Source organism: Mycobacterium sp. DHQP2018-32-09, from assembly GCF_058148405.1.
In genome coordinates, this window is the sequence record NZ_JBYVYK010000023.1 from 20,633 (window position 1) to 46,094 (window position 25,462).

Annotated in this window: 21 protein-coding genes; 12 read left to right on the forward strand and 9 right to left on the reverse strand. The window is 68.2% G+C overall.

Annotated features, from left to right (window positions below):
* Positions 1-66 precede the first annotated feature (66 nt).
* Both AC30CM_RS13095 and AC30CM_RS13100 read right to left on the reverse strand, forming a co-directional pair.
* Positions 67-3,717, reverse strand: a complete 3,651-nt coding sequence (locus AC30CM_RS13095; RefSeq protein ID WP_490117313.1) for a hypothetical protein — start codon at positions 3,715-3,717, stop codon at positions 67-69.
* Positions 3,718-3,907: 190 nt separating this feature from the next.
* Entirely contained in the window at positions 3,908-4,348 is a 441-nt protein-coding gene (locus tag AC30CM_RS13100) for an acyl-CoA dehydrogenase family protein (protein WP_490117314.1), read from the reverse strand.
* Between the two features lie 6 nt (positions 4,349-4,354).
* Between AC30CM_RS13100 and AC30CM_RS13105 the strand changes: the two genes are divergently transcribed.
* Positions 4,355-5,299 carry a UbiD family decarboxylase gene (locus AC30CM_RS13105; RefSeq protein ID WP_490117315.1) on the forward strand — a complete coding sequence of 315 codons (945 nt, stop codon included), beginning with the start codon at positions 4,355-4,357 and terminating at the stop codon, positions 5,297-5,299.
* Positions 5,300-6,024: 725 nt separating this feature from the next.
* On the opposite strand, the gene AC30CM_RS13110 is transcribed toward AC30CM_RS13105, so the two are convergent.
* On the reverse strand, positions 6,025-6,723 hold the full coding sequence (locus tag AC30CM_RS13110) for a cation efflux transmembrane domain-containing protein (protein WP_490117369.1): 699 nt from the start codon (positions 6,721-6,723) through the stop codon (positions 6,025-6,027).
* Positions 6,723-7,046, reverse strand: coding sequence for an ArsR/SmtB family transcription factor (locus tag AC30CM_RS13115; RefSeq protein ID WP_490117316.1), 324 nt, complete (start codon positions 7,044-7,046; stop codon positions 6,723-6,725). Before AC30CM_RS13115 ends, AC30CM_RS13110 begins: the two co-directional genes overlap by 1 nt.
* 461 nt (positions 7,047-7,507) lie before the next feature.
* Here AC30CM_RS13115 and AC30CM_RS13120 point away from each other — a divergent pair, with 461 nt between their 5' ends.
* Positions 7,508-9,184 carry a GMC family oxidoreductase gene (locus AC30CM_RS13120; protein ID WP_490117370.1) on the forward strand — a complete coding sequence of 559 codons (1,677 nt, stop codon included), beginning with the start codon at positions 7,508-7,510 and terminating at the stop codon, positions 9,182-9,184.
* 50 nt (positions 9,185-9,234) lie between these two features.
* On the opposite strand, the gene AC30CM_RS13125 is transcribed toward AC30CM_RS13120, so the two are convergent.
* Entirely contained in the window at positions 9,235-9,720 is a 486-nt protein-coding gene (locus AC30CM_RS13125; RefSeq protein WP_490117317.1) for a GNAT family N-acetyltransferase, read from the reverse strand.
* 685 nt (positions 9,721-10,405) lie between these two features.
* Between AC30CM_RS13125 and AC30CM_RS13130 the strand changes: the two genes are divergently transcribed.
* From AC30CM_RS13130 to AC30CM_RS13140, 3 genes are all read left to right on the forward strand, one after another.
* Complete coding sequence (locus AC30CM_RS13130; RefSeq protein ID WP_490117318.1) at positions 10,406-11,140, forward strand: GGDEF domain-containing protein; 735 nt, start codon at positions 10,406-10,408, stop codon at positions 11,138-11,140.
* Between the two features lie 244 nt (positions 11,141-11,384).
* Positions 11,385-12,416, forward strand: coding sequence for a phosphotransferase (locus tag AC30CM_RS13135; RefSeq protein WP_490117371.1), 1,032 nt, complete (start codon positions 11,385-11,387; stop codon positions 12,414-12,416).
* A gap of 212 nt (positions 12,417-12,628) precedes the next feature.
* Complete coding sequence (locus AC30CM_RS13140) at positions 12,629-13,180, forward strand: YaeQ family protein (RefSeq protein WP_490117319.1); 552 nt, start codon at positions 12,629-12,631, stop codon at positions 13,178-13,180.
* A gap of 117 nt (positions 13,181-13,297) precedes the next feature.
* On the opposite strand, the gene AC30CM_RS13145 is transcribed toward AC30CM_RS13140, so the two are convergent.
* Entirely contained in the window at positions 13,298-14,767 is a 1,470-nt protein-coding gene (locus AC30CM_RS13145) for a flavin-containing monooxygenase (protein WP_490117320.1), read from the reverse strand.
* Between the two features lie 265 nt (positions 14,768-15,032).
* Here AC30CM_RS13145 and AC30CM_RS13150 point away from each other — a divergent pair, with 265 nt between their 5' ends.
* Positions 15,033-15,668 carry a TetR/AcrR family transcriptional regulator gene (locus tag AC30CM_RS13150; RefSeq protein WP_490117321.1) on the forward strand — a complete coding sequence of 212 codons (636 nt, stop codon included), beginning with the start codon at positions 15,033-15,035 and terminating at the stop codon, positions 15,666-15,668.
* Here the strand turns inward: AC30CM_RS13150 and AC30CM_RS13155 are convergent.
* Positions 15,644-16,498, reverse strand: a complete 855-nt coding sequence (locus AC30CM_RS13155) for an SDR family oxidoreductase (RefSeq protein WP_490117322.1) — start codon at positions 16,496-16,498, stop codon at positions 15,644-15,646. The genes AC30CM_RS13150 and AC30CM_RS13155 overlap by 25 nt on opposite strands.
* Positions 16,499-16,605: 107 nt before the next feature.
* Between AC30CM_RS13155 and AC30CM_RS13160 the strand changes: the two genes are divergently transcribed.
* The gene (locus AC30CM_RS13160; RefSeq protein WP_490117323.1) at positions 16,606-17,514 is read left to right on the forward strand and encodes an LLM class flavin-dependent oxidoreductase; all 909 of its coding nucleotides are present in this window, start codon (positions 16,606-16,608) and stop codon (positions 17,512-17,514) included.
* A 112-nt stretch (positions 17,515-17,626) separates the two neighbouring features.
* On the opposite strand, the gene AC30CM_RS13165 is transcribed toward AC30CM_RS13160, so the two are convergent.
* Entirely contained in the window at positions 17,627-18,586 is a 960-nt protein-coding gene (locus AC30CM_RS13165) for a GlxA family transcriptional regulator (RefSeq protein WP_490117324.1), read from the reverse strand.
* A 287-nt stretch (positions 18,587-18,873) separates the two neighbouring features.
* On the opposite strand from AC30CM_RS13165, the gene AC30CM_RS13170 reads away from it, so the two are divergent.
* Positions 18,874-19,680, forward strand: a complete 807-nt coding sequence (locus tag AC30CM_RS13170) for an alpha/beta fold hydrolase (protein WP_490117325.1) — start codon at positions 18,874-18,876, stop codon at positions 19,678-19,680.
* 123 nt (positions 19,681-19,803) lie between these two features.
* Here the strand turns inward: AC30CM_RS13170 and AC30CM_RS13175 are convergent, their stop codons facing one another.
* Positions 19,804-20,055, reverse strand: coding sequence for a MarR family transcriptional regulator (locus AC30CM_RS13175; protein WP_490117372.1), 252 nt, complete (start codon positions 20,053-20,055; stop codon positions 19,804-19,806).
* Between the two features lie 334 nt (positions 20,056-20,389).
* Here AC30CM_RS13175 and AC30CM_RS13180 point away from each other — a divergent pair, with 334 nt between their 5' ends.
* From AC30CM_RS13180 to AC30CM_RS13195, 4 genes are read left to right on the forward strand one after another with little or no spacing between them, the layout of a single operon-like run.
* Positions 20,390-21,814, forward strand: coding sequence for a proton-conducting transporter transmembrane domain-containing protein (locus AC30CM_RS13180; RefSeq protein WP_490117326.1), 1,425 nt, complete (start codon positions 20,390-20,392; stop codon positions 21,812-21,814).
* Complete coding sequence (locus AC30CM_RS13185) at positions 21,811-24,351, forward strand: DUF2309 domain-containing protein (protein ID WP_490117327.1); 2,541 nt, start codon at positions 21,811-21,813, stop codon at positions 24,349-24,351. Before AC30CM_RS13180 ends, AC30CM_RS13185 begins: the two co-directional genes overlap by 4 nt.
* On the forward strand, positions 24,348-24,668 hold the full coding sequence (locus AC30CM_RS13190) for a P-II family nitrogen regulator (protein WP_490117328.1): 321 nt from the start codon (positions 24,348-24,350) through the stop codon (positions 24,666-24,668). The genes AC30CM_RS13185 and AC30CM_RS13190 overlap by 4 nt, the downstream gene beginning before the upstream one ends.
* A gap of 27 nt (positions 24,669-24,695) precedes the next feature.
* Positions 24,696-25,304 (forward strand): carbonic anhydrase, encoded by a 609-nt coding sequence (locus AC30CM_RS13195; RefSeq protein WP_490117329.1) that lies wholly within the window; start codon positions 24,696-24,698, stop codon positions 25,302-25,304.
* Positions 25,305-25,462 lie beyond the last annotated feature (158 nt).

Here is a 25,462-nt window from a genome sequence, read left to right on the forward strand (position 1 = left end):
CTGCCATCCGGGTGGCGACGGGGGCGTCAGACGACGTGGGTGGACTCCACGACCCTCGCAACGGCGTCATGCGTTGGCGCTGGGGGTGGCGGGCTGCTTCGCCGCGAAGGTGACGAGGGAGTAGTTGCCCGCCTGCCAGCCATTGAGAAAGGCTCCGATGGGAATGGCCAGGCCTTGGCCGATGTAGTCGCCGGTACGCGGGTTCGAGGCCGAGCTGTCGTTGACGTAGATGCGGCCGTTGGCGAGGTCGACCTGAGTCACCACCGCCGCGTGCGTCGTATCCGTGTAGCTGGCGTCCGGCCCGGGCACGTAGCCGAACGTGCTCCACACGACGGAGACCGGGTAGGAGACCATGGCGGCCTCACCTCTGGCCAAGGCGGCCTGCAGATCGCCGAGGGCTTGTTGGCCGTCGGCCTGCGTGGCGGTCTTCGCCGCGCCGGTTTGGGTGTTGCCGCCACCGTAGGTGGTCAACGTGGCGGTGACGTTGAAGTTCTTGTTGGCCAGGGCGACGGCGTCGACGAGGTAGGCGCCGCTTTCCGAGAAGTCCCCGAGATACATCTTCTGCCCAGGAATGAAGACGCTGTCGGAGGTGGCGGCGAGGTTGGACATCTGCTGCTCGGTGGGTGAGGTGGATTTCGTCGCCTGGCCGATGGCCATGGCGGTGGCGATCAGCTGGCAGTTGTAGTAGCTCTGCTTGACCCAGTAGCGCCTGCTGTCGGCGGCATTGCCATATTGTCCGTCGCCGGTGACGTTCACGTTGACCGTGGTCTCGGCGGTACCGGGCCTGGCCACCCCGATGTTCAGGGCCCAGTCGTGAACCACCTGGGCCAGCGAGCTGAACAACCCGAATGCGCCTGCGGCGGCGCCGTTGTCGGCTTCGACGGTGAAGGAGTCCCGCACGCCGGGTTGCACCAGTGTGGGGTCGGGGGTGTACGTGTAGTAGCCCGTGGCGGAGTCGAGGTCGACGGTGCCGTAACGGGGTGGGGTGGTCACGGTGTAGGTCACCGGGTAACCGTTGGAATTGTTGCCGATGATCCAGCCGCTGACCTGCTTGCCGGCGCCGTCCGGGAGGCTGGTGGTGTTGTAGACCGTCAGGGGCCGATTGAAGAAGACGTAGGCCAGCTGTCGGCTGAGATCGTCGGCGGCGGTGGGCGCCGGCGGCGTCGGGACGACACCGGATCCGGGGACGCCGTTGATGCCGCCGTTCCCGGCTTGACCAGGCGCGGCGATCGTCTGACCGTCCTGGCTCGCGCCCCCGTAGCCGCCGCCGCCAGACCATCCGCCGAAGCCGGCCGCCCCACCCCCGGCGCCGCCGTTCCCGCCGTTGCCGCCGGCTCCGCCGCTGCCGCCGCTGCCGGGATTGACGTCGGCATTGCCGCCTTGGCCGCCGCTACCGCCCTGGCCACCGGTTCCGCCCTGACCTGCGGGCCTGGTGTTGGTGGCGGCGCCGCCGTTGCCGGCATTGCCACCGGATCCGCCCGCCCCACCGACTCCACCGAGCCCGACGTCGGTGGTGTAGCCGCCGGTCGCGCCGTTGCCACCCGCACCACCGTTGCCGCCGCCGCCACCCGGCCGGCCGGGGCCGCTGTCTGCGCCGTTGCCGCCATTGCCGCCGTTGCCGCCGTTGCCGCCGGGTGCTCCCGGTTCCTCGGTCCAGGCGCCGTTGCCGCCGGATCCACCGTTGCCACCGGTGCCACCCCATCCGCTGTTGCCGATGACGCCGTTGGCCGCGATGAAGCCGAAGAAGGCACCGCGACCCGGGTCGCCGCCCACGCCGCCGACGCCGGCGTCGCCACCGTTGCCACCGTTGCCGCCTGACTGGCCGGCGCCGACGGTGGTGCTGACTGCGTTGACGCCGTTGCCGCCGAGTCCGCCGTAGCCACCCGTTCCGCCGCTGCCGCCGTCACCACCGAGGCCCAGGAGCAAGCTGCCGTTTCCACCACGACCGCCGGCCCCGCCCGGTCCGCCCGCAGCGCCGTCGGCACCGTCGGCACCCGGGGTCGCGCCGTTGGCGCCGCGAACCCCGGCTTGCCCACGCCCGCCGTCGCCGCCGCGGCCGCCCTTGCCGAACAGCGACACGATTCCGGTGCTGCCGCCGGCGCCGCCGTCACCGCCGCCGCTGCCCCCGGCACCGCCATCTCCGCCGTTGCCCATCCACAGACCGCCGCGACCACCCGCGCCGCCGTCGCCGCCGTGATCGCTGACCCCCGCCCACGGGGACTCGCCGCCCACACCGCCGTTGCCGCCGAGCGCGAACGTCGACAGCAGTCCGCCGTTGCCACCGTTGCCGCCCTGGCCGCCGAAACTGCCCGCACCGCCGGTGCCTCCGGCCCCTGCGATTCCCCAGACGGACATCAAGCCGGTGTCGCCGCCGTTGCCTCCGGCGCCGCCGGTCTGTCCGTTGAAGATGGCTGCCCCACCGGCGCCACCGATGCCTCCGATGCCCCACAGCCAGCCGCCACCGCCGCCGACACCGCCGTTGCCGCCGCGATGGTCACCCGTTGAGACACCGCCGTTGCCGCCGGCACCACCGCTGCCCAGCAGACCGGCCGATCCGCCGTTGCCGCCGCGGGCGCCCTGAACGGCCTCGGCGGCCGCGCCGCCGAATCCGCCGTTGCCGTAGATCATGCCGCCGCTGCCACCGTTGCCGCCGGCGCCGCCGTTGTAGAGCGCCAGGCCGGCCCCGCCGTTGCCGCCGTTGCCGAACAGCCCGGCATTGCCGCCGTTGCCGCCGCCCCACCCGTTACCGCCACCGCCGCCGAACAGGCCGCCGTTGCCGCCGGTACAGATCGTTGCGCAGGTGTCCGCCGTCCAGGAGTACCCCGTGCCGAAGAAGATGCCGCCGTTGGGCCGGGCCGCGGTGCCGTTGCCGATGAAGAACGCGACGAGGTCTTCCAACGTCGGCAGGTAGAACGGGGGCAGGCCGGGGATGACCGCCAGCGCCGCCTGCGGTGACGGGAGCGCAGCTGCCGCAACGACATTCGCCTGCGGTAGGCTGCTGGCCTGGGCCACCTGCGCCGCCACGTCGGGCTGTGCGGACGCCTGCGGCGACGACTCGGTGGTGACCGTCGCGGTCCGCGCGGCGACCTTGCCCGCCGACGTGGTGGCCGCCGACGTGGTGCCGTTTGCCGCGGTCTCGGCGGCACTCGTGGTCGTGGAGGGCGTCGTCGAGGTGTCGGACTTGGTGGTCTCGGTGGCCTTGGTCTCGGTGGTCTTGGTCTCGTTGGTCTTGGTCTCGGTGGTCTTGCTGCCCGAGTCCTTGGCGTCGGAGTCCTTGGCGTCGGAGCCCGTCGAGGTCTTGGTCTTCGAGGACCCCTTGGAATCGGCGTCTTTCGACCCGGAGTCCTTGGAGTCGGCGGCCCTGGTCGTCGAGGACTTGGCGGCGCCGCTCGTGCTCTTGCTGCCCGCGGCATTCTTCGTGCCGCCGGAGACGCTGGTCTTGGGTGCGTCGGCCTTCTTGGGGCCGGCGGACGTCGAGCCGGAACCTCCCGACGCGCTCGAACCCGACGACGAGCCGGAGTCCGAACTCGACGACGAACCGCCGTCGTCGGCAGCGGCCAGGCCGGCCTGCGGACCCAGGACCAGCAGGGCGCCCACACCGGCCGAGGCGGCGCCGAGCGTGAGCCAGCGACGAACTTCGAAGCCATCCGCGCGGCGGTGCTTGCCCCGCCCGCGGCCCCCCGGCTTCGCTGCGCCCAGCTCATACGTCGTCGCCATGACTCTTCCCCCCGGTCATCCGCCAGAAATTGACGCCCGAGATATTAATCGGGCGTCACAGATGCTAGGGGGCGTCGCCCGTTTGCGCCAGCAAATACCTCGATTCCGTCGAAGTACAGTCGGGGATTGGCTGCCCGGACGGCCACACACCAGGGGAGGAGAACTCCTTGGCCCGGCTCAAGTATGGCGTTCACACGTTGGGGCTGATCCGGTCGGGCAGACCCAGCAGTGATTTGCCGAGGATCTCATAGCCCACGGCGGCGTTCTGTCCTGCATGCCGGGCAATGACATTGGCGTCGCGCCACACCTGCTGCATGGGGCTCGACTCCGCGAAGCCTCCGGCGCCATACACGTCCGCGGCGGTGTTGATCGCCTCCAACGCATGGGTCATGGCGTAGCCACACTGCGCCCAGATCTGTGCTCGGACAGAGTAATGAGCCCGTGCTTGTCGACCCGCTCGGGCGTCCAGGACGTCTACTACGTGTTCGGCATGCAGGCGCGCGGTGTGCAACGCCAGGGTTGCCTGAGCAAGCTGCAATTGAACGCCCACCGAGTCGGCCTGGCGTGTGTAGACGGTGTGGTGCAGGGGTTTTTCCTGGGCCTTCTCGACAGCCAAAGTCACTGCGGCCACAACGGCATGATCTGGAAGATGTGGCGCGACGAGGGCAAGGACATGCCGTGGGCGTGCGCACTCGGCGTCAGCCCGGTTGCCTCGACTCAGGCAGCGTCCCGCATTCCAGCTTGGGTCGACGAATACGACATGGCCAGTGCGCTTCTGGGCGCACCCCTGGACATGGTGCAATGCGAAACCAGCGACATCTTGGTGCCCGCCGACGCAGAGATCGTCATCGAAGGCGTCATCGAATACGGAACCCAGGAACCCGAAGGACCCTTCGGCGAGTATCCCGGCTATCTGCCCGACGAGACAACACTCTTCCCACGGCAGAAGGTCACCTGCGTAACGTTCCGCGACAAACCGATACTGCCGATGTCCATTCCCGGGGTGCCGATCGACAATTGTCACGTCACCATGGGGTTCTTCATCTCGTCAGACTCAGTGGTCACCCTCCAGAAGGCGGGCTTGCCCATCATCGATGGCATGTATCTGTTCGAGGCCGCGATCTTGTGGTTCGTGATCCGCGTTCCCACGGATTGGCACGACAGGACCGGCTGGACGCTCGACTACTTCATGAATCGGCTGGGAAACGCCTTCTGGACTGATCACGTCGGTGACACCGTTACCAAGATACTTGTCGTCGACGAGGACATCGATCCCTCTGACGTGAGAAAAGTGGTGTGGGCGTTCGCCTCTCGAAATCATCCGACATTCACCACATACCTATTTCCCGAACTCAGGGCCTTCGGCGACGGCATCGAGTCTTACCACACGACACGCGAGCTCGCCGAGGACAAGGGGACCTCTCTCGTCATCTACGCCTGCCTGGAGAATGCCGACCGGATCGGGCGGCCACAGAAGCGGGTGATGTCCTTCGAGGAGAACTACCCCGAGCCCGTGAAGCAAAAGGTGCTCGGCAACTGGGCGCGCTGGGGCTTCGCCAGCACCGTAAAACCCATTGAGTGAGGGCCATATCGTCACCGTGACGAATTGCTCGCCGCCGATGGCTGGTCGACCGTCTGCCCAACAGGTCCGACGCCGAACAAGAGGGGGCCACATCGCCGGCCCGGTCTGCATCGGATGGGCAGAGCTGCGACCGACCGCACGGGCGGGTGCGGGGGAATAGGTGGCAACGCTCAGAGCTTCTGGGCTCGCCGAACCGGGGTCCGGAAGCGCCACCGCAGAATGGGACCGCGGATGGGATAGGACACGATGAAGCGCGATCCACCAAGGAAGCCGGAGCCGTCGCCTTAACGTCACAGTGACGAATAGGAAGCCAGCGGGAGCCAGCAGGGCTTCGAACTAGACGGGCCGTCAACGATCATGGCTCCGGTAAAACAGGAGCTTCGTCAACGATCCCAGGGCCGGCGGAACCAAAGTCGTCATGAACTCGAGCCGACCCGGGCCATGAGTTCGCCGATGGCCGATGACGTGTTTCGCCGACAAGCGACAGCGGCAGGGGCTTTGAGGCCGGACGGGGCCGTCGATGATCTCGCCCCGGCGAGGCCCGAGCTTGTCATGAACTCGAGCCCAGCCGGCCCTGGGATCGTCGATCGCCAATGGCGCGCTTTACCGATAAGCCACATTATGTCAACTGATAGTTGGTTTTTCGCATGTGATGCGAATACGTCTACTCCCGCACCTACCCCGCAATCAACCGACCACAGCACCACTAGAACAAACGCAGCCCACTAGTCGTCACAGCACTCGCAATCATCCGGAGCTGCAACAGCTCTGGTCGTCACCGGCGCCGCGCAGCAGGTGTCACCCTTCCAGGCGTTGATGCCCTCTTTGGTGGCAATGACGGCGATGACGAGCGCAGCAACCGGGTCAGCCCAGGACCAACCCAGAGTGCTGTTGAGGAGCAGTCCCACCAGCAGCACCGCCGACAGATAGGTGCACAGTAAAGTCTGCTTGGAGTCGGCAACCGCGGACAGCGATCCGAGTTCGCGCCCGGCGCGACGCTGCGCCCAGGACAGCACCGGCATCACGGCGAGGCTGACCCCAGCGAGCACGATGCCGATGATCGAATGATGGGCCTCCCCCACGCCGAGCAGTGACCGGGCCGCATCGACGGTCACGTAGAGGGCCAACCCGAAGAAGGAGAACGCGATGATGCGCAAGGCGACCTTCTCGCGAGCCTCGGGATCGGCTCCCGCGAACTGCCAGGCCACGGCCGCTGCGGAGGACACCTCGATCACCGAGTCCAAGCCGAATCCGATCAGCGCAGCCGAAGAGACCCGGGCACCCTCGGTGAGGGCTACTGCGGCCTCGATGACGTTGTAGCCGATCGTCGCCGCCACGAACCAGCGGATCCGACACGAAAGTAGTTGACGCCGTTGATCACTCAGGGTGGGGCGCACACTGGGCAGCCCAAGCTCGGAGGCCATCAGCAGGTGCATCCGTGTTCGGCGCAGCAGGACGGATCGACCGCGAGAACCAAACCCAGGAGATCATCCAGAGCATGCCCGATGCGCGAATCGGCCAGCTCATACCGGGTCCTACGACCCTCGGGCACCGCGACCACCAGCCCGCAACCACGCAGACAAGCCAGATGATTGGACATCGTCTGACGCGAGACCCCGATCGCCTCGGCCAAATCAGAGGGATGCTGCGGCGCCTTGCGCAACGTCAGCAAGATCTGCGTGCGAGTGGCGTCAGAGAGTGCATAGCCGAACCGGGCCAACGCATCGGTATGCACCAAGGTCACCACGCCGACGACGATACATCAAACGCTGTACTCAGAGGAAGCTGCATCCCGCCTAACCCTAGGAATACAACAGTTCTTGATAAGGCCGATATCCAGTGAACGTTGCGCACTACGGGCCGTTCAACGGACATGCCTTCCGGTCTCAATGCATCTGGCGGTTCTCGCAATCAACCTGGCGGTCGGCGATTGGCCTACTACCCCCGTTTTGGGCTCGCCCTCCCCGCCGGCTTGCTCGTCACCGTGAACGTGCCGATGCTCACCGCCCCAGCCGACGTCCCGGGGCGTGCGCTCGTGATCGCCTCCGGTGGTGACGCCGTCAGTCCATTCACGACGCCGGACGCCGTGCCGGAGTGGATCCCTCTCGCGACCCGCGCACCCACGGATGCGTAGGTCCCGGGTGGTCATCGCGCACACTGGGATGCGCAACGACGCGCAATGGAGGAACGGTGCCGGAAACCAACCCTGTGGCCGAGTTCGACTATGTCATCGTAGGAGCAGGCAGTGCGGGTTGCCTACTGGCCAATCGACTCAGCGCCAACCCCGAGCACCGAGTACTCCTGATCGAGGCCGGCGGCAAGGACGACTGGTTCTGGATCAAGGTCCCGGTGGGATACCTGTACACGATCGCCAATCCCCGCACCGACTGGTGCTTCACCACCGAGCCCGATCCGGGCCTGGCCGGCCGCAGCATCATCTACGCGCGCGGCCGCGTCATCGGCGGTTGCTCGTCGATCAACGCGATGATCCACATGCGCGGCCAGGCAAGCGATTACGAGCTGTGGGCGCAGGCAACCGGCGACGAGCGGTGGCTGTGGGGCGGCCCAGACGGCTCCGGGGAAACACTCCAGATCTACAAGGAGCTGGAGAACTACTTCGGCGGAGCCGACGAGTGGCACGGCCAGGACGGCGAGATCCGGGTCGAGCGACCACGCGTGCGCTGGAAGATCCTGGACGCCTGGCAGGCCGCTGCGGCTCAATCGGGCATCCAGCCCATCGAGGAGTTCAACCGTGGCGACAACTCGGGCAGCGCGTACTTCCACGTCAACCAACGGCGCGGCCGGCGATGGTCGATGGCGGATGCGTTCCTCCATCCCGTCAGCCATCGACCAAATCTGACCGTGTACACCAAGACCCAGGCGCTCCGAGTGCTGATGGACCACCAGGTCCGCGACGATCAGCGTCACGGCGCCTGGAAGAACGCGCAGCACCGCGCCACTGGCCTGCGGCTGCTCAAGGACGGCCAGCTGGTCGACGTCCGTGCCCGCCGCGAGGTGATCCTCAGTGCCGGGGCGATTGGTTCGCCTCATCTGCTGCAGGTCTCGGGTCTGGGCCCGGCCGACCTGCTTGCCCGGCACGACGTGCCGGTGGCCGTCGATCTGCCGGGGGTCGGCGAGAATCTGCAGGATCATCTGCAACTTCGCAGCGTCTACCGCGTCCAGAACGCCCGCACGGTCAACACGCTGTACCGGAACCTGATCACCCGGGCGGGCATGGGAATTCAGTATCTGGTCATGCGGTCTGGCCCCCTGACGATGCCTCCCTCGACGCTGGGTGCGTTCGCCAAGAGCGACCCCGATCTGGCCAGCCCCGATCTGGAGTGGCATGTGCAGCCGCTGTCGCTGCCGAAGTTCGGCGAGGCCCTGCACCCGTACGGTGCCATCACTCCCTCGGTCTGCAATTTGCGGCCCACCTCGCGTGGCCACGTACGTCTGGCCGATGCGGATCCGATGGTGTACCCGAAGATCTCCTGCAACTACCTGTCCACCGACGCCGACCGCGCCGTCGCCGTGCGCGGACTGCGGATGACCCGGCAGATCATGGCGTCGCCCGCCCTCGCCCACCATCGGCCGGAAGAGGTGCTCCCCGGTCCACACGTGGTCAGCGACGATGACCTGCAGGCGGCGGCCAGTGAATTGGGAACCACCATCTTCCACCCGGTGGGCACCTGTGCGATGGGCGCTTTCGATGCGCGCGGTGTGCCGAGATCGGCCGCCACGGTGCTCGACACCGACTGTCGCGTCCACCGCGTCGCGGGTCTGCGGGTCGTCGATGCGTCGGCGATGCCGACGATCACGTCGGGGAACACCAACGCCCCGGTGATGCTGATCGCCGAGCGTGCCGCCCGCGCGATCCTGAACTAGGTCGAAAGGTCGCTCGGGGTGTCAGTCAGCGGATCGGCATTGCCCCGGGTTCAGTCGACTCGCGGGGTGTGCGTTTCAGGCGACGGTGATGACCGGTGTGGGAAGCACACTCCGCCAGTCGTATGCGGGTGCGAGAAGCGGTGCATCCCGTCATCGAGACCGTCGAGATGCCAACCCGTCGAGACGAAGAACTCAAAGGCCGGCCGATTGTCGGGATCGACGAACGCTATCCACTGCTGCGTCGGGGCATGCCCGTCCCAGGTCAGTACCGAGGCCAAGACCCGGCGCCCCAGACCTGAGCGCCGCCTCGTTGGGCAGACAGCCAGGTCGGTGATCGCGTGCGCAATGCCCGCAGGATCCCAGGCGCAACCGGCAAGGCCCACTGCTGCACCATCGGCAGCAGTGATCACCAGCTGAACGCCGTCGCCTGAGGACAGGACGTGTTCGAGCCATTCCCGATCGAGCGGACCCAACCGGCGATTGAGCTCCGCATCCTCGAACCACCCCACGATCCACTCCCAATCGGCACGCACCACCCGACGAACGTGCAAACCCTCGGCAGCCGACGCCTCCACAACACCATCATTCCAGCTTGGCCAGGACCGCCGAGCAACCGCAGACACCGACGTAGCTGACCCGCGCCTGGGCGATCTGGCCGGCACGCGATGCCGCTCCCCCATCGTCGTAGCCCGATTGACCGGAGCGCCCCGTCGCGGAAACACTCGGCACCGCTCCACCCACTACCGAGACCCGAGTCCGGTTGCCGCTGGTAGTGTCAGCAAACGAAGCACGAACGCGTGACGTGACCGCATCTCGGTGGTCACTCCCATGAGGAAACCGGGGGTGGCATGGTGCGCGCGATACGCAAATGGTGGTCACAGCCAGACCATTACGAGTGGATGGTGGCATACCTCGACCACAGAGGCATCCTCGACGCGTACCGAGGCGTGACAGCGGTCGTCGTCGGTTGCCTGGGTGCCGTGCCGATCCTGGGCATCGTCAGCCCGGCCGGACCTCGCAGCCGATTCGCCCAGGTGGCCGCGATCCTCGTCGCGGGCCTCGTCGTCGTCATGGCGTCAGCCTGGGCATTGCGTCGCAAACGTAGACCCTCGCGAGTTCAATCCGAAGTGTTCTCCCTGGCCAGCATCGCGTGCGTCGCCGCGATGTCTCATTCAGCCTCAGCCACTCGTAGGGCTGCTGGGGTGCACCGCCTTTGCCATATTGACCACCTACATCTCCTTGTTCCACACCGCTGGCCTGACGCTCGTCAACCTCGCCGCCGGCGCCGGCGTCGCAGGCGTGCTGGCGAATCGGATCGTCGAATCCAGTGGCGACATCGCGCTCGCCTCGAGCGCGTTGATCCTCTTGACCGCAGTGAATGTCGCCGCACCCTTGGCGGTGCAGTCGTTGTTTCGGGCGCTCGGAATGGATCTGGCCGTCGCAGAGCGCGACCCGTTGACGGGCCTGCTCAACCGGCGAGCATTCTTTCGTGAAGTCGCCACCCTGCTCGACGGCCATCGCGGCGCCGCCGACAGATACGTGGGGATCGTCATGGTCGACCTCGACAAGTTCAAGGCACTCAACGACCGCCACGGACACGCCGCCGGCGATCAGGCGCTCATGGCGGTTGCCCGTGCCATGCAGCACAGCTGCACCGACGAATCGGTCCTCGCCCGACTCGGAGGCGAGGAATTCGTCATCGCAGTGGTGTCCCACGATCCGAATGTGTCGGTAGCCCACCGAATTCGCAAGGCCATCGCACACCTGCCGGTGGGCGTGACCGCAAGTGTCGGCACCGCGAGCGCGTCCCTCGATGCCGTCCCCACCGGACCGCTCGTCGAGCCAACGTTGACCACGCTCATCGACGACGCCGACAACGCGATGTATTGCGCCAAGCGCTCAGGAGGCGACCGAGTCGTCGCCCACCGAGGACCGAATCCGCGTCGCGGCACTTAGTCATGTCAGGCCCCAGCGAGCCAAGCCGCGCCAGCTAAAGAACGCGGACTTCGCGGAATTCACCAGCGATCCGAACGTCCGGGACCTCGTCAAGAGACGCTCCGCGGCAACGACGATCTGGCTGCGGTACTGCTCAGCGGCGACCGGGGCCGGGCCTGGTTGATGCCCTCCGCGGCAGACGACTGGGCCAGCGCGCCCTGGTCGGCGTCAAGACACCAGAGACCTCCGACGCGGCCACCCGGCAATTAAGGCGAACTACCTTCTCAGGCAGGATCTCCGCAACGCCGTCGAGGTCGTCGGTGGATATCTGCCCCACACCGCCGGACGCGAGCATCGACTGCTGACGACGGCGCTGAGCTTCCTCGACGACGCCATGCCCGACGCGGCCGCCCAGGCGCTCCTCCCCGAGCAGCCGGTACACCTCGACCTCACCGACCTCAACGTCCTGGGCTTCTTCGACACCGACGGGTCGTTCACCCCAACGGGAATCATCGACTTCGGCGACCTGGTGTGGACGTGGCGACTGTGCGAGGTGGCGGTCTCCGTCCACGCCGCGGTCGGACGACAGCCACGCGATCCGTTGGCCGCCTTGACCCCGGTGCTGAGCGGGTTTCTCGAGCACCAAACCCTGTCCGAGACCGAAGCCGACCACCTCTGGTCGCTCGTCGTTGCGCGGGCTGCGATTTGCCTCGCCGCCGAGTCGGTGGAGGCTGCCAACGCGCCTGACGACGTCTACGTGACGGAATTGGCCGCGCTGGATCTGGAGGTGCTCGACGGTGTCTTGTCCGTCGATCCCTTGCTGGCCCGGGCAGTGGTCCGCACGACGTGCGATCTGAGTCCGCACCCCGTTGACGCCGCCGCACGGCTACGTGAAGCGCGCCCAACTCCCGTCGTGACGTCGGATCGCGTCACCAGGGACTCGCAATGGCTCGAACTCGCGCACGAGGAAACCGACGTCCTGGACGTCGGAACACCCGAGGCGATGAGCCTCGGTGAGGACTTCACCGTCACCGGTGGCGCCGACGTCATGGCCCCACTGGACGGCCAGATCGTCGACGTGTCGAACGACGCCGTCACCCTGTCGTGCGATCTGGGTGTCACGCCGGTGTTCATCCGCATCGGCGGCGTCGCTGCTGCCGTCGGCATCGGCGACGAGGTGACCCGCGGCCAGATGCTGGGCACCCTTGCCAACACTGATCCATGGCAACGTGCTCAAGGTCAAGCCGCCGTTGTGCGTTCGGCGCGTCGACGCCGCGGAGTTCGTCGAGGCACTTGATCGCGTCCTTGGCGAGAGAGCGCAGTTTCGGGCCCTCGCAGCCCCAGCCCGTCGGCTCTGAAAGTGGAGGGCATGGCATCCGAGCGTAGAGCCTGATAGGCGGATTCCACCGGGTCGCGCCGTGGCCGAATCGGTCCGATTCCCGGACTGACGCGTCCCGGCGCGCGCGGGCCCCGGCGATCAGGCGCCACCCCAGGGTGGACACTAGGGGCGTGGCCCTTTCTGCAACGGTGTTCAAGGTCGAACTCGGCGTCTCCGATGTCGATCACGGCTACTACGCCGATCACACGCTGACCGTGGCCCGTCATCCCAGCGAGACCGACGAGCGCATGGTGGTGCGGTTGTTGGCGTTCGGGTTGCGTGCGCACCGACTCGGCGACGTCGACGGTGAGCTGACGTACGGGGCGGGCCTGTCCACCCCCGGCGAACCGGACCTGCGGCTGGCCGACTACACGGGTCGGATCTTGGAGTGGATCGTCGTTGGCCAGCCCGATGAACGGGCCTTGGGCAAGGCAGCCAGTCGGGCCGATGCGGTGCTGCTGTACCCCTTCGCGGCCGCCGCGGCCACGTGGTGGCGCACCGTGGGACCCAAGGTCGCGAAGCTCCCGAATCTGTCCGTGGTGCAGATACCGCACGCACCGGTGCAGCGCCTGGCGCAGACCGTCGATCGACGAGTCTCGGCGCAGGTCATGGTGATGGAAGGTCAGGTGACGATGACCGTGAGCGGTATCGACGCCACGTTCACGCCCGAGCCGTTGATGTGAACCTCGCGGCCTGAGGGGCGCGATCGTCGGTCGAGACCGTTCTCCGTTCAGCAGTCCGGGCGCGGCGGTTTCAGCGCGGCGGCAGTCGTGGTGGCGAGTTCACGTGGGCGTGGCTGACTACACCGTGATCGGAGTGCGCCGACGGGAGAACTGCAGCGCGTCGTCGTCGATCTTGCCGTTGCGGATCACCCGCAGATCGACGAAGTAGTTCTGCTTGAGGCGCCACGGGCGCTTGGAACCGGACTTGGGCAACCGGTCGATCGCCCGTTTGACGTACCCGGAGGTGAGGTCCAGGAAGGGTCGGCGCTCGACGTCGCCGCCGGGCCGGCGTGGTTCGACGGTGGTCCAGCCGTTGGCGTCCATGTGGTTGAGCAAGCGGCTGACGTACTCAGAGGTGAGGTCGGCCTTGAGTGTCCAGGACGCGTTGGTGTAGCCGAAGGTGAACGCCATGTTCGGCACTCCGGACAGCATCATGCCCTTGAACGCGACGGTGTCCGCCACGTCGATGGGAACACCGTTGCGCTGCAACCGGGCGCCGCCGAAGAACCGGACGTTCAGACCCGTGGCGGTGACGATGACGTCGGCCTCGAGCGTCTTGCCCGACGTCAGCAAGATCCCGTCGTTGGTGAACCGGTCGATCGTGTCGGTGGCGACGTCGGCGGTGCCCATGCTGATCGCCGTGAAGATGTCGCCGTTGGGCGCCAAGCACACCCGCTGGTCCCACGGCTTGTACTCAGGCGCGAAGTGCTCGTCGTAGTCGAAGCCCGCGGGCAGCCGGCGCATGGCCATGGAGCGCAACGTCTTCCGGAAGACACCGGGCAAGGTGCGAGCGATCTGATACTGCGCGGCGGCGGTGAGGATGGCCTTCCACCGCACGGCCGTATAGGCGGCCTGCTGCGGCAGCAGCCCGAATGCCCGTGCCGCGAAGGGGTCCTTGTCGGACAACGATCCGATGTAGGTCGGCGTGCGTTGCAGCATGGTCACATGGCCGGCACCGCTGTCGGCCAAGGCGGGGACCAAGGTGATCGCCGTGGCACCGCTACCGATCACGACGACATTCTTGCCCTGGTAATCGAGGTCCTCGGGCCAGTGCTGCGGGTGCACGATCGTCCCGTCGAACTCTTCGGTCCCGACGAAGTCGGGCGAAAAGCCCTGCTCGTAGTCGTAGTAGCCGCTGCACGCCCACAGGAAGCCGGCGTGGACGATCGCCGGCTCGCCGCCGCGGTCGACGGTGATCTCCCAGACGCCGTCCTGGTCGGACCAGTTCGCCGACACGACCTTCTGGCCGTAGCGGATGTGCTCGTCGATGCCGTTCTCGGACACGGCTTCGTTCAGGTAGTTCCAGATCGACGGACCGTCGGCGATCATCTCGTCGGTCGCCCATGGCTTGAAGTGAAAGCCGAGGGTGTACATGTCCGAATCCGACCGGATCCCCGGGTATTTGAACAGATCCCAGGTACCTCCGAGCTTCTCGCGACGCTCCAGGATGGCGTAGCTCTTGCCGGGGGCCAGCTGCTGGAGATGCCAGGCGGCACTGATGCCCGAGATCCCGGCGCCCACGATCACCACGTCGACAAAGTCGGTCATGATGTCAAGCTATCAACACCTCGTCGGAACGGTCAACAACGTGTTGAACGAATCGACACCGTGTCAAGCGCCTCGGTGACCACCGCCGCCACGGTCCGCCCGCTCCGCGGTCGCCGACCGAACCGTCCGGTCGGCGACGAGCGCGAACACGCCATTCCCGGCGCCGCCGGGCGCCTGCTCGACGACGCGGGCGCCCCGGGATCTCCGGCGACGCTCGACCAGCGCAATGGCCTGTTCACGGGCTGCGACGTCATAGGCTCGACGGATGGTCGAGAAGCAGCCCCGCAATGGCCGCGTACGCGACGCGGAGGCGACGCGAATGCGGTTGCTTGCGGCCGGCCGGGACGAGTTCGCGCGCCGGGGGCTGGCGGGGGCTCGGATCGACAGCATCGCCGAGGCGGCCCAGGCCAACAAGCGCATGATCTATGCGTACTTCGACTCGAAGGCCGGCCTGTTCAACGCAGTCATCGAAGCCAACATCGCGGCCTTGCTCGAGGAGGTGCCCTTCGATGCCACCGACCTGGGCGCTTACGCCGTCGCGTACTTCGATCAACTGTTGGCCGACCCCACCGCACTGCGATTGACCTTGTGGCGCAGCGTGGAGGGCGGTCCGGCCCTACCCGAGGAGCAGCTCTCCTACGCCCGCAAACTCGACGCAATACGTGCTGCGCAACGGGATGGCGTCGTCGTCCCCGATCTCGACCCAGCCGACGTCATGGCCATGCTCTTCAGCCTCGCGCGCAGCTGGCTGAGCGCGGCCGATGCGCTGCGCGTGCAGGGGTCGCACGACCCCAACTCGGACCGCCGACTCTCCGATCACCGCGAGGCGCTGCGCGCCGTGGTTCGTCGCGCCCTGACCACCGATCGTCGAGGTCGTCAGCGGCGCGCGACGGGCGAGTAATCGTCGGCGTCGGTCAATGCGGCCGTCCGTTGCTGCGCTTGCGCCTCGTCGAGTCGTGCGCGAATCGAATTCACGATCAACTCGTGCGCGTCGGAGCCGAGGATCAGGCGGCGCGGCAGCGTCACGGCCTCGGCCGCGGCGATGATGGCCGCGGCCATCTTGGCGGGATCGCCAGGAATGGACTCGCGGCTGCGCTCGCGGCGACCACGGATCTTGGCTGCGGGCGTGCCGTCGTAGGCGGTCAGGGATTCGCCGATCGTCATCGATCCGGCACCGAATTCCGTTCGTGCAGATCCCGGTTCGACCAAACACGTCTGAATGTCGAACGGTCCGAGTTCCTCGTGCAGCGCCTCGACGAAGCCTTCGACCGCCCACTTGCTCAGGTGGTACAACGACATTCCCGCGGCCGCCATCTGGCCGGCCATGCTGGACACCTGAATGAGACGACCTCCGCCCTGGGTGCGCAAGAAGGGCACGGCCGCCTTGATGAAGGTCACGGCGCCGACGACGTTCGTGTCGACCTGGCGCCGAATGTCGGCGGTAGAGACCTCCTCGACGGCGCCGAACAGTCCGTAACCGGCATTGGACACGACGACGTCGATGTGGCCGAGGTCCTTCCATGCCTCGCCGACGACGGTGCGCGTCCGATCGCCGTCGGTGACGTCGAGCTCGCCAACCCACAACGTGTCCGGGTAGCGGCTCGCTAGTTCGTCGAGTCGCTCGGGACGACGCAGGGTCGCGGCGACGCGGTTGCCGCGCGCCAGGAGTTGCTCGGTCAATTCTCGGCCCAAGCCCGAGGACGTGCCGGTGATGAGCCAGGTGTGGGACACGGGTACGCCTCCAGTAACTATCCGGTTACTTACTTACGTTCGAACCGTACGTCTCGCTCGCCCGCGGGTCAAACGGACCGCCACGCATCGGCCCCTAGACTGGCCGCGTGCGATTCTCCGTGTGGCCGTCCACGACTCATCCATGGGACGAAGTGCTCGAACTGGCTCGGTTCGCCGACGACGGGTTCTGGCATTCGCTCTACGTTGCCGACCACTTCATGTCCCCTGGCGACAAGCCTGGGCAGACGAGCGACTGGCTGGAGGCCACCGCCGTGATGGCGGCACTGGCGACGGTGACGTCGAACATCCGCCTGGCAAACCTGGTGCTGTCGATGACGTTTCGGCACCCGGCGGTGCTCGCGAATCTCGCGGTGACGGTCGACCGAATCAGCGGCGGCCGCTTCACGCTCGGGCTGGGCGCGGGCTGGCAAGTCACCGAACACGAACAGTACGGTTTGGAGCTGGGCGAACCCGGGGCACGGGTCGACCGGTTCGCCGAGGGTCTCGCCGTCGTCTCGGGGCTGCTGACCAACCAGACGACGACGTTCGACGGCCGGTACTACCAGCTCACCGACGCGCTGTGCGAGCCGAAACCGGTGCAGTCGCCGCTGCCGCTGCTGGTCGGCGGGACGGGTCCACGAATGCTGCGGCTGATCGCTCGGCACGCCCACGAATGGAATCAGTGGTCGGCACCGGGTGGGTTCGGCGAGCGGTCGGCAGCGCTGGATGCGGCGTGCGAGAAGGAGGGCCGCGATCCGGCCACCGTGTGGCGGTCCACGCAGGCCCTGGTGATGGTCACCGACTCACCCGAAGCCGAGGCCACGGCGAAGGCCGCCGCCGAGTCCTCCCCGCAACCAGTGGTCTACGGTCCGGCCGCGCGAATCGCCGAGGCTGCGGCGACCTGGCGCGACGAGGGCGTCGACGAGGTGATCGTCCCCGACTTCGGGATGCCGCGCGGCCCGGCACGCCTGGACGCCTACCGGGCGCTGGCCGAGGCCTTCAAGCCGCTGGTGTGACGGTGCGCTTCGGCGGTGTCGAACATCGCGGTTCACCAACCGCGTCACAGCGTTTCGCGAATGCCGGCGAGAGCGCGGGTCGACGACCCACACCTCTGGAGGACTGACGCCGCTACGGACGTTCGCGGTAACTGGCGCGGTAGCTCTGGGGCGGGACGCCGACACTGCGGACGAAGTGGTAGCGAAGTGACGCCTGGGTGGCGAAACCGGACTTCTCGGCGACCCTGTCCATCGAAAGGTGGGTGGACTCCAGCAGTCGGCGCGCGCGCTCGATGCGCATGAGCAGCAGAAGCTGCATCGGCGTCGTGCCGAGTCGCGCTCGGAAGTGGCGGTTGAGAGTGCGCACACTCATCGACGCGTGCCGGGCGATACTGCCGAGGTCCAGAGGCCGGACCGCGTTCTCGTCCATCCACTCGACGATGCCCTGCAGTGAATCATCCTCAGGCCGAGGCGATTCGACGTACGGTGCTTGACCGCCCTCGCGCCGACTCGATAGGACGAGGCGCCGTGCGGTTCGATCTGCCAGGTCGGGCCCGGCGTCCTGCCTGATGAGGTGCAGACACAGATCGAGGCCCGCGGCCACGCCCGCCGAGGTCAGGATTCGCCCGTCGTCGACGAACATCGCCGAACGCTCGACCTCGACGGCGGGGTACCGCCGCATCAGTGCGTCGGCCCACTGCCAGTGCGTGGTGACCCTCCTCCCGTCGAGCAATCCGCTCGCGGCGAGGGCGAATGCTCCGACACAGATGGACGCGATGCGCGCACCGGCGTCGTAGGCCGCGCGCAATGCTGCGATCACGTCCGGATGCGGCGGTACGAGGAAGTCCTGCTTCCCGGGCACGATGACGACGTCCACCGCCGTCAGCTCGTCGAGGCCGAATGGCGTCCGGATCTCGACGGCGCCCCACTGGCTGGTGGTGCCGGCGGCACGGTCGGCGGCGCACACTCGCACGTCATAGCGCTCGTCGTCGCCGATCTCCGTCATCGACGCGTTGGCCATTCCAAAGACCTGACCGGGGATCATGAGCTCGAAGCCCAACACCTGCTCACAGCCCAACACGCCGACGATCATGGCCAGATCTTAATGGCTCATGTCTATCCAGCCACTAGTGCGCGCGCCGTCGTCGTCGCATGGTTGATCCATACCGCTCACGAGACGAAGGAACGACCGATGCCCGCCCTTGACGATGTCCCTACGGGACGACTTCGATCACGTCGATCTCGGACTGCGACTCCGCTCGGCTTCGCCGTGCACCTGGAGGACGTGACGTGCCCTGCGCCATCGTCTTTGGCCCGGTTCGACCTCGTCGATGCGGCCGGCTGGAGCGATCACCACGTCCCGCTACCCGAGAGCCGGTCATGACCCCGGCGTTCGACGCGGTGCGCGTGGAGGTGGAGGGTGGCTCCTTGACGGTGCACCGCCGGTCCGGCCAGGGGCCAACGCTGTTGTTCCTGCACTACTGGGGAGGCAGCGCTCGGACCTGGGACCCGGTGCTCGCTCACCTCGACCCGCACATGCCGGTCGCGTCCTACGACCACCGCGGCTGGGGGCGCTCCAACGCCTTGCCGGGACCCTTCGACCTGGCGCAGCTGACCACGGACGCAATCGCGGTCATGAACGCACTCGACACCAGCGTCGTGCTCGTCGGGCATTCGATGGGCGGGAAGGTTGCCCAACTGGTCGCGGCCGAAAAGCCCCAAGGGCTAGCGGGTTTGATCTTGGTCGCGCCCGCTCCGCCCGAACCGCCGCCGACGATCACGCCGGAGTTCCAACGGCAGCTCGCCCACGCCTACGACGATCCAGAAACGGTGGCCGGCGCCGTCGATCACGTTTTGACCGCATCCCCACTGACGGCGCCGGTGCGCGCACGAGTCATCGAAGACAGCCTCGCCGCTGCCATGCCTGCCCGGACCGAGTGGCCGCTTCACGGCATTTCCGAGGACATCACCGCGGCAGCTGCGCGAATCTCGGTCGACACCGTCATCCTCGCCGGCCTCAAGGACGTGGTCGAACCAGTTGCGGTGTTGGGCAAGCATCTCGAGCCGTTCATCCCGCCGGCACGTTCACCCGTTCTCATCGACTCCGGTCATCTGATCCCCCTCGAAGCGCCCGAGGCGCTTGCCCACCAGTTGGCGCGGCACCGAACGGGCCTCCGTCCGCGCTGATGGCAATCCGACACAGCCCGGGAGGGACGGTGCGCGGCGTGACATGGGACGACGGCCGCGACTGCCCTCTCCAGCGGCGACCCCGGGCTGCCGAACCACCGAACCCTGCGGCGAGGGGTCGCGTCAGCTCAGGGCGTCGATGAGTTCACCGACGGTGTGCGCCGACTCGAGGGGGTGGCGCAGGCGCCCGTCCGGGTTCACGGTGTAGAGGTTGCGCCGACCGACCTTCGACTTCGTCAGGTACCCGTCGGCGATGAGATCGGCCAGGATCGCCTGCACCGAACGCTCGGTGATACCGATCAAGACACCCAGTTCACGGGCCGTCAGCGCCTCCCCCTGCGCCAAGCACAGCAGCGCGTGGGCGTGATTCGTCAGGAACGTCCACGTACGTTCCGGCGCCTTCTTCGGGACTGCCGCCGTCGCGGGCGGCCGTTCCGGCGCCTTCTTCGGCGTTGCCGGTTGCGCGCGCGCTCGAGCGGCCGCCTTGCGCGGCGGCGCGGACTTTGCCTTGGCTGTGTTCTTCCTGGACGCGGGCATCCGGCACAGCATATGTGATTCGCGTAACGATCTTCGGCAATGCGCACCGTTGCCCACTCCGGATCGCCATCTCCGTCGTGGGCTGCTCGCCCTGCTCGGGCCACGCCGACGAACACAACGGTTCAGACACGAAGCTTGACACGCGATAATCAATACACGTAATTTGCTTCGCATGTTGGACCCCACCTCGACGCCCACCCTGCTGACGCTGATCGTCTCCCCGCTGGCAGTGGCGGCGGTGGCTGCCGTCGCCGGACGCCGCGCACCGCTGTTCGGCGCACGATTGGGCGTGGCGACGACGGTCGCGGGCCTGCTCGTCGCGGTCGCAGGGCTCCCGTCGGCATCCGACCACCTCGCCGCCGCCCTGTTGCTTCTGATCTTCGGGGTGAGCGCCATCTCGCAGGGCTTCGCGCTGCGCTACCTCGCCGGTGACGATCGAGCGTCCTGGTTCACCTGCGGCGCAGCGCTTCTCACGTCCGGAGCCACGGTGATGGCGTCCGCGACGACGCTCCTCGGGGTCGCGATCGGCTGGACCACCGTCGGCCTGGCCCTGTGCCTGCTGCTGGGCACCTACCGCGACCTTCCCACCGCGCGCGACGGTGTCCGCCGCACCGCGCTGGCCTTCGCGATCGGTGACGGCGCGCTCTGGGCGGCCGTCGGCCTGCACCATCTCGGCACCGACGCACTCGCCCCGGTGATCGCGATGCTCGTCGTCATCGCCGCCCTCTCTCGCTCTGCGCAGATCCCCTTTCACCGCTGGTTGCCCGCCACGCTCACCGCGCCGACGCCGGTGTCGGCCCTCCTGCACGCCGGGGTGGTCAACGGCGGCGGGGTACTGCTGGTGAAGCTCGCCGCGCTGTCGACCCCGCCGGCGGCAGGCATCGTCGTCGCGGCGGGTGCCGCATCCATGGTCTACGGCGCCGTGCTCATGCTGGTGCGGCCGGATGTCAAAGGCGCACTGGCCTATTCGACGATGGCACAGATGGGCTTCATGATGCTGACCTGCGGGCTGGGTCTCTGGGCCGCCGCGGTGATCCACCTGATCGGACACGGCTTCTTCAAGGCGACGATGTTCCTGTCGTCGGGCACCGCGATCGCCCGACACCGGCGCCACCACCGGCTCGCGCCGCCCCCGGGCCTCCCGCGGGCACGGCAGTGGGTGGTCGCCGCGACCGCGGCCCTGCTGCCGGGGAGCGCGCTGGCCGCAGGTGTGCTGCTGGTGCCCACCTGGCAGGAAGGCCACGCCGCCGAACTCGCGCTGCTGGTGTTCGCCTGGGTGACCGGGGCCGCCGCGACGTGGGGCTGGCTGCGGCGCCAGCCCAGCCTCGGCGGGGCGGTGGGCGCCGCAACGATCTTGCTGCCGACGGGGCTGGCCTACGTCGCGGTCGTCAGCGTGGTCAGTCGCTACCTGGCCCCCGCACTGTCGCCACCCATCGCGTCGGCGGCGACGGTGTGGGCGGTGACCGTTGCTGCGCTGGCGATGCTCGGCATCCTGGCGGCGGTGCGAGCCACGCCGGCGGCACACGGCCTCCAGCGCTTCCTCTACACCCACGCGATCAGCGCCGGGACCCTTCACCCGACAGGAGCACACCGATGACCTCCACCGACACCGCCTCGCGGCGGTCTCAGCTCCGCAGCGACGTCCGACTCGCCGCTCGGGCGCTGCCCACGCACTACCCGCTCGGCACCTTCATCGCGGTCAACCCGCTGGCCGGTCTGCAGTCCATGCCCTTCGAGCAGGCGGTCCGCCGCGCGAGCGACGTGTACGGCACGCGCGGCACCCTCCCCGAGGACGTCTTCCGTGCGCTGCATCGGCAGGGCCGCATCACCGATGCCGACCTCGATGCCGTCCTGGTGCGACGCCATCCGAACCTGGCCGACGAGCCACCCCTGACGCTCGCCGGCCGCCGCGTCACGGCGATCGAGATCTTGCGCGCCGACCTGCTGCACGGCCACACCGCCGCAGAGCCCCCGCGCCGTTTCCAGACCCACGCCGAACGCGTCTCCGGGAGGCTGGCCGCCGACGTCGACGCGCACGCCGCCACCTGGTGCGCAGCCTTCCTCGGCGGGGCAGGCTGGCCGATGCCGGACCGCCACCACGGCTTCTACCCCGCCTGGCGCGGGCTGGCCCGCCACGACCGAACCCTGCCCCGGGCCGTGCGGAAGCGGCTGCGCGCCACCCCGGAGCGGGCCGACGACGCCGTGCTGCACGCGCTCGACGCGCTGGGCATCGACGACGACGACCGCATCACCTACCTGCAGGCCCACCTGACCCGGCTGCCCGGGTGGGCGGCCCACATCCAGTGGGGCGCCGACCGACGCGCCGGCATCGACCTCGTGCAGTACCTGGCCATGAGGCTGAGCTACGAGGCCGCGTTCGTCTCGGGGACGCCGCACTCACAGGCCACGGACACCACCCGGCCCGCGACCCCCACCGCCCGTGACCGGGCGGCGCATCTGCTACCGGTCTGGGACGTCGGCGTGGCCGACGAGGCCGGACTGGTCGCCGTAGCGCGCGTCCTCGCGGCGATGCCGGTCGCCGCTCGGGAGATGGTGTGGCAGCAGGCGTTCGAAAGCCACTACCAGGATCGGCTGCTGGACACGTTGGCGAACACGCCGACTGCGGCCCCCGCTGCCGTGCACACCCAGCTGGTCACCTGCATCGACACCCGCTCGGAGGGCTTGCGCCGGCACGTGGAACGACGCGGTGGCTACCAGACGTTCGGCTTCGCCGGCTTCTTCGCGGTTCCGATCCGCTTCACGGGGTTGCTCGGCGGAGCGCCTGCGGACCTCTGCCCGGTGCTGATCTCTCCCAGCCACGACGTCACCGAACGACCCCTGGGGAATCCGAGGCGGCAGATCGCCGGTGCCACCAGCCTGGCCGCGGCCGAGACCGCCTTCCACACCGCCAAGCAATCGTTCACCGGACCCTTCACCCTCGCCGAGGCCGCCGGTTGGCTCGCCGCTCCCCTCGCCGCAGCCAAGACCGCGGCTCCCGCCACCGCCGGCACGCTCCGCCGTCGGCTGCGCGATCTCCTCGCGCCGCCGGCCGCGACCGTGCCGGCGGTGGCCGGGATGCCGCTGAACGAACGAGTCCTGTTCGCTCAAGCACTCTTTCGCTCGATCGGGTTGACCGACGGCTTCGGTCGGCTGGTGGTGCTCTGTGCACACCACAGCACCACCGAGAACAACCCGTATCAGGCCTCGCTGGACTGCGGGGCCTGCGGCGGGCAGGGCGGCGGCCCCAACGCCCGCACCGCTGCGCAGATCCTCAACGACCCCCAGGTCCGCGACGAGCTGTGGGCATCCGGAATCGACATCCCCACCGACACCCTCGTCGTCGCCGCGGTGCACGACACCACCACCGACCGGGTCACGGTGCTCGACGACCACCTGATCCCGGCCGGACACCGTGCCGACGTCGCCCGCCTCGAGCGCGATCTCGCGCACGCGGGCGACGCGCTGGCCGCCGAGCGGTGCGCCGACCTGCCCGGCGCGCCGCGTCGCACGTCGCCGGCGAAGGCCGCGCGCCACGTCGTGGCCCGCGCCTCGGACTGGGCGCAGGTGTACCCGGAGTGGGGGCTGGCGGGCAACGCCGCCTTCGTCATCGCCCCTCGGCAGGTCACCGCGGGAATCGACCTGCAGCGCAGGACGTTTCTGCACTCCTACGATGCCGACGTCGACGCCGACGGCACCGCGCTGGAGACCATCATGACCGCGCCGCTGGTGGTGGCACAGTGGATCAACTGCCAGTACTACTTCTCCACGGTCGCCCCGGACACCTTCGGCGCGGGCACCAAGACCATCCACAACGTGGTGGGCGATGCGGGGGTGCTCACCGGCCAGGTCGGCGATCTTCGACTCGGCCTGCCCCGGCAGTCGGTCCGGTTCGGCGACAGGCTGATCCACGAGCCGCAGCGGCTGCTGGCGGTCATCCAGGCGCCACTGGCGCGCATCGACATGGTCATCGACCGTAACCCGCTGCTGCAGCAGCTGTTCGACAACGACTGGGTGAGCGTCGCCGCACGCGAGGACGCCTTCGGCAGCTGGCAGCGCTGGACCCGCAACGGATGGCGCAGCTGGTTCGAGACCTCGCTTCCCACAACCACTCTCGACAAGGAGATGATCCGATGACACCCACCCTCACGCGGATGACGAAGGTCGAGGTCGTCGTCTCAGGCCAGGACGCGGCGGCGGTGCGCGACGTGATCACCGGTGTCGGGGCCACCGGTTTCACCAGCGTGTCCGGGGTGTCCGGCCTGGGCCACCACGGCTATCACCAGGGCCGGCTGCTGTTCAACCAGCAGGCGACGCTCGAACTGATCATCACCGTGGTGCCCGACGACAAGGTCGAGGCGCTGCTGGCCGGACTGCGCCGCCTTCTCGACGCCTCCCCCGGCGTGCTGTTCGTGACCGAGACCTACGTCAGCCGCCCCGAGTACTTCAGCTGAGAACCCCCACGAAAGGAAATGAGTGAGATGACCAGTGAGATGACCAGCGACACGACCGATGCCACGACGGACGCGACCCTGACCTGGCAGCGGCTGCGCGCCGGCGTCGCCCATCCGGCCGCCGGACCGGTGGCGGCGGTGTTCCGCTGCGCCGACGCCGGCTTCAGCAGCGAGACGGTGTTCGGCCAAGCCGCCGGGACGCTGCTCGACGTGAGCACCTGGGGACACACCGTCGACACCAGCGTGCTGGCCAGCATCGAGTATGCCGTCGACGGCCTCGGCGTTCCTCTCGTGGTGGTCCTCGGCCACGACGACTGCCCCGCGATGCACGCGGCGTTGCGCGCCTGGAAGCACGCTCAGCTTCCCGATGGGGCGATGCGCACTGCCGTGGAGAACGCGCTGCTGTCGGTGGTGCGGCGCGGCGCGGCGGCCGATTGCGTGGAGTCGGTGGCCTCGGCGCACGTGATCGACACCGGAACGGCGTTGGTGCAGCGCTCCCCCGCGCTGGCCCGCAAGATCGACCGGAGCGAGGCCGGCATCGTGTGCGCCACCTGGTCGCCAAGGACCCACGAGATCACGGTGCGCGCCACCCTGGGCGCGGTCGCGACGGACGATCCCGTCATGGAACGGGTCTAGGGACGTCCGCACCCGCTCTGGGTCCCCCTCGCGTCGCTCGCCCGACGACGAGCGGCCGGACGATGGCCGGCATCGCGCGCCATGCGTGCGCGGTGGCCTCGACGGTGAATCCGCAGGCGCGCATGACATCCGCGGTGGGGCGGTTGCACTCGCAACCG

What these genes read in the sequence shown, in the direction of transcription:
- AC30CM_RS13095 (WP_490117313.1), bottom strand. Translation starts at nt 3,717, where the DNA reads ATGGCGACGACGTATGAGCTGGGCGCAGCGAAGCCGGGGGGCCGCGGG.
- AC30CM_RS13105 (WP_490117315.1), top strand. Translation starts at nt 4,355, where the DNA reads ATGATCTGGAAGATGTGGCGCGACGAGGGCAAGGACATGCCGTGGGCG.
- AC30CM_RS13110 (WP_490117369.1), bottom strand. Translation starts at nt 6,723, where the DNA reads ATGGCCTCCGAGCTTGGGCTGCCCAGTGTGCGCCCCACCCTGAGTGAT.
- AC30CM_RS13145 (WP_490117320.1), bottom strand. Translation starts at nt 14,767, where the DNA reads ATGACCGACTTTGTCGACGTGGTGATCGTGGGCGCCGGGATCTCGGGC.
- AC30CM_RS13150 (WP_490117321.1), top strand. Translation starts at nt 15,033, where the DNA reads ATGGTCGAGAAGCAGCCCCGCAATGGCCGCGTACGCGACGCGGAGGCG.
- AC30CM_RS13165 (WP_490117324.1), bottom strand. Translation starts at nt 18,586, where the DNA reads ATGATCGTCGGCGTGTTGGGCTGTGAGCAGGTGTTGGGCTTCGAGCTC.
- AC30CM_RS13170 (WP_490117325.1), top strand. Translation starts at nt 18,874, where the DNA reads ATGACCCCGGCGTTCGACGCGGTGCGCGTGGAGGTGGAGGGTGGCTCC.
- AC30CM_RS13180 (WP_490117326.1), top strand. Translation starts at nt 20,390, where the DNA reads ATGTTGGACCCCACCTCGACGCCCACCCTGCTGACGCTGATCGTCTCC.
- AC30CM_RS13185 (WP_490117327.1), top strand. Translation starts at nt 21,811, where the DNA reads ATGACCTCCACCGACACCGCCTCGCGGCGGTCTCAGCTCCGCAGCGAC.
- AC30CM_RS13190 (WP_490117328.1), top strand. Translation starts at nt 24,348, where the DNA reads ATGACACCCACCCTCACGCGGATGACGAAGGTCGAGGTCGTCGTCTCA.
- AC30CM_RS13195 (WP_490117329.1), top strand. Translation starts at nt 24,696, where the DNA reads ATGACCAGTGAGATGACCAGCGACACGACCGATGCCACGACGGACGCG.